The organism is Inquilinus sp. (assembly GCF_039594555.1).
GTDB lineage: Bacteria > Pseudomonadota > Alphaproteobacteria > DSM-16000 > Inquilinaceae > Inquilinus.
This window is the reverse complement of record NZ_JBCNNF010000541.1, coordinates 1-3,838: the sequence shown is the minus strand read 5'-3', so window position 1 is coordinate 3,838 and position 3,838 is coordinate 1. Positions and strand designations below refer to the sequence as shown.

Sequence of the window (3,838 nt, the reverse complement as noted above, 5' to 3'; positions counted from 1 at the left end):
GCCGTCCGGCGCCACGTCGCACAGCCGCACCGCCAGCTGCGCCACCGGCGCGTCCGCGGCGAGGTCGAACAGCAGCTCCGGCGCGCCCAGGATCTCCACCGCCTCGTCCAGCGGCGCGGTGTCGAACAGCTGCGCGGCGCCGTCATCGAGGCGCTGGTCGACCGGCAGCTCGCCGGGGCAGCCGGTGGCCATCCATTCGCCGGCCGCCTTGCCGTGGCTGAGCGGCGAGCGCACCAGGATCTCCACCTCCGGCCCCGCGGCGTCGGCCAGCGCGCCCGGCGCGTTCAGGGCCCAGCGCCGCGGCGCGATGGCCGGGCTCGGCCATTCTGCCTCGCCGACCCAGCGGCCCTCGGTCTCGGCCCGGCTGCCGGCCGGGGCGTTCCAGTCCTCGACGAAGGCGCGCAGCATCGGCTCCGCCATCACCCCGGTGTCGTGGCCCTTCAGCCATTGGTCCCACCAGCGCAGCGCCTCCTGCAGGAAGCCGATCGCCGGGCCCGGCGCGCCGTCCTGCGGATAGACATGGCCCCAGGGCCCGATGATGCCGCGGCGCGGCACCTTCAGCCCGGCCAGCAGGCGCGGCACGGCGTTGGTGTAGCTGTCGGCCCAGCCGCCCACGGCCAGCACCGGGACTTGGATCGCCGACCAGTCCTCGCAGACCGAGCCGTGCTTCCAGTACTCGTCGTAGCGCTGGTGGCGCAGCCACAGGGCCGGGAAGAACGGCATCCGCTCCAGCCGCTCCAGCCACTGCCGGCGCCAGCCCTCGCCGACGATCGCGGGGTCCGCCGGCCGGGCCTGATAGGCCAGCATGATGGCGCCCCACCACAGATTGTCGTTCAGCAGGCAGCCGCCCTGGTAGTGGATGTCGTCCGAGTACCGGTGATCGGTGGAGTAGACCGTGATGATCGCCTTCAGGGCCGGCGGCCGGCGCGCCGCCACCTGCAGCGCGTTGAAGCCGCCCCAGGATTTACCCATCATGCCGACGGCGCCGGTGCACCAGGGCTGCGCGGCGATCCAGGCGATCACCTCCAGCGCGTCGTCCTGCTCCTGCTTCAGGTACTCGTCGGCCATATGGCCGTCGGACTCGCCGGTGCCGCGCATGTCGACGCGGATGGCGGCGTAGCCCTGGGCGGCGAACCAGCCATGCATCGGCTCGTCCCGGCCGCGGGTGCCGTCGCGCTTGCGGTAGGGGATGTATTCCAGCACGGCGGGCGCCGGCGCCGTCTCCGCCCCCTCCGGCAGCCACAGCCGGGCGGCCAGGCGGGTGCCGTCGGCCAGCGGAATCCAGATGTTCTCCTGGACACTGACGGTCATGGTCGAATCTCCAAGAAGCGGCCGAACCTACACGGCCTTTGGTGGGTGGAGACCGCCTCAGAATGCGCTGGTGTGAGTCGACTGGCGGTGGTTTCGAGAACCGGAGCGCAGCGGACGTTTGAGTCCGTGAGCACCGGAAGCGCAGAAACCGCCGTCAGACGGCCGCACCAGTAGCATTCTCAGGCGGTCGGGCGACGAGGACCTGGTCCAGCCAGTCTCGGCGCAACTCGGGGACGGAGGCGACCAGGCGGCCGGTGTAGTCATGGAAGGGCGGGGTGAAGATCTCTTCCGTCGGCCCCTGCTCCACCACCCGGCCGCGCTGCATCACCGCGGTGCGGTCGGCCAGGCGGCGGACCACGCCGAGATCGTGGGTGATGAAGAGATAGGCGACGCCGAGCTCGTCCTGCAGCCGGCGCAAGAGGCGCAGGATCTCCTCCGCCACCAGCGGGTCGAGCGCCGAGGTCACCTCGTCGCAGATCATCAGGTCCGGCTTGGCCGCCAGGGCGCGGGCGATGCAGACGCGCTGCTTCTGCCCGCCCGACAGCGCGCCGGGCAGCCGGCCGGCGAAGTCCGGGTCGAGGCCGATCAGCCCGAGCAGCCGGCCGACCTCCTGCTTCTGCTCCCGCCCCTTGAGGCCGAAATAGAAGCCCAGCGGCCGGCCGATCGCCTCGCCCACCGTCTGGCGCGGATTCAGCGCCACATCCGGCAGCTGGTAGACCAGCTGGATCCGGCGCAGCAGGTCACGGTTTCGAGCGGTATAGGAGGACGGCAGGGCCTGCCCGTCGAGCCGCACCGAGCCGGACGTCGGCGGCAAGAGGCCGGTGATCACCCGCGCCAGGGTCGATTTGCCGGAACCGGATTCGCCGACCACCGCCAGGGTCTCGCCCCGGCGCAGGGAGAACGACACATCCGAAAGCACCGGCACCTTGTGATAGGCGGCGGAGATGCCGTCGACCGCCAGCAGTTCGGCACCGCCCTCGTGCCGGCGCGGCTCGCCGGCCAGGCTGGCCTGGCGCTCGCCGACCAGCCGGCGGGTGTAGTCCTCGCGCGGCGCTTCCAGCACCTGTTCCGTGGGCCCGAGTTCCACCGGCTTGCCGTGGCGCAGCACCTGGATCCGGTCGGCGATCTGCGCCACCACGGCGAGGTCGTGGGTGATGTACAGCGCCGCGGTGCCGTAGCGCTGGATCAGCCGCCGCAGCAGGGCCAGCACCTCGATCTGGGTGGTGACGTCCAGCGCGGTGGTCGGCTCGTCCAGCACCAGGATGTCGGGGCGGCAGGACATCGCCATGGCGACCATGGCGCGCTGCAGCTGCCCGCCCGAGACCTGGTGCGGGTAGCGGTCCCCGAAATGCTCGGGATCCGGCAGGTCGAGGGCCCGGAACAGCTCCAGCATCCAGGCCCGCGCCTCGGCCTTGCCCATCGACCGGTGGTGCCTCGGCCCTTCCAGAACCTGGCGGCCGATGGTCAGGGCCGGGTTGAAGGCGGCCGCCGCGCTCTGCGCCACATAGGCGATGCGGGCGCCGCGCAGCCGGGCGCGGCCGGCCGAACCGACACCGGTCACCGTCTGATCGCCGATCGCCACGGTGCCGCCGGCGATGCGGCAGCCACCGCGGCCCCAGCCCATGGCGGCCAGGCCGATGGTCGACTTGCCGGCGCCGGATTCGCCGATCAGGCCCAGCACCTCGCCCTTCTTCAGATCGAGGTCGATGCCGTCCACCAGCACGGTGCCGTCCGGCGCCTCGACCCGCAGGCCGCGGATGGTGAGGATGTCGCTCATCGTCCCTCTCCCTGCGGCCGGGTGCGGCCGGCCAGCAGCCAGTCGACCACCAGGTTGACGCCGATGGTCAGCAGCGCGATCGCCGCCGCGGGGTACAGCGGGGCGTAGAGGCCGTAGAGGATGCCCTGCTGGTTGTCCTTCACCATGCCGCCCCAATCGGCATAGGGCGGCTGGATGCCGAGGCCGAGGAAGGACAGGCCGGCGACGAACAGGAAGGTGAAGCAGAAGCGCATGCCGAATTCGGCGATCAGCGGCGCCGCCGCATTCGGCAGGATCTCCTTGCGGATCAGCCACCAGGCGCCCTCGCCGCGCAGCCGCGCCGCCTCGGCGTACTCCATCACGTTGATCCCCTGCCCCAGGATCCGGGCCAGGCGGAAGACGCGGGTCGAGTCCAGCAGCGCGATGGTGACGATCAGCACCGGCAGCGAGGAGCCGAGCGCCTGCAGCACGACCAGGGCCGAGATCAGCACCGGGATGCACATGATGGTGTCGACCAGCCGCGACAGCACGGTGTCGACCCAGCCGCCGCGCAGGGCGGCGAGGAAGCCGAGCGGCAGGCCGACCGAGAAGGACAGCAGCGAGGCCGCCAGCGACACGCCGATCGACATCTGCGCGCCGTAGAGCAGGCGCGAGAGCATGTCGCGGCCGTTCTGGTCCAGGCCGAACCAGTTCAGCGCCGTGGCGGGGTCGAACGGGCCGCCGAGGATGTCCTCCTCGCCGAACGGGGCCAGGAGCGGCCCGAACAGCAGC

General features: G+C 71.9%; 3 protein-coding genes. All 3 read right to left on the bottom strand.

The annotated features are described in order from the left end of the window. Positions 1-1,311, bottom strand: a 1,311-nt coding sequence (locus tag ABDW35_RS33565; RefSeq protein ID WP_343718194.1) for a CocE/NonD family hydrolase, incomplete at its 3' end; no start/stop codon positions are given. A 154-nt stretch (positions 1,312-1,465) separates the two neighbouring features. After that, positions 1,466-3,088 carry an ABC transporter ATP-binding protein gene (locus ABDW35_RS33560; RefSeq protein ID WP_343718193.1) on the bottom strand — a complete coding sequence of 541 codons (1,623 nt, stop codon included), beginning with the start codon at positions 3,086-3,088 and terminating at the stop codon, positions 1,466-1,468. After that, a partial coding sequence (locus tag ABDW35_RS33555) for an ABC transporter permease (protein WP_343718192.1) occupies positions 3,085-3,838 on the bottom strand: 754 nt, incomplete at its 5' end. The genes ABDW35_RS33555 and ABDW35_RS33560, both read right to left, overlap by 4 nt.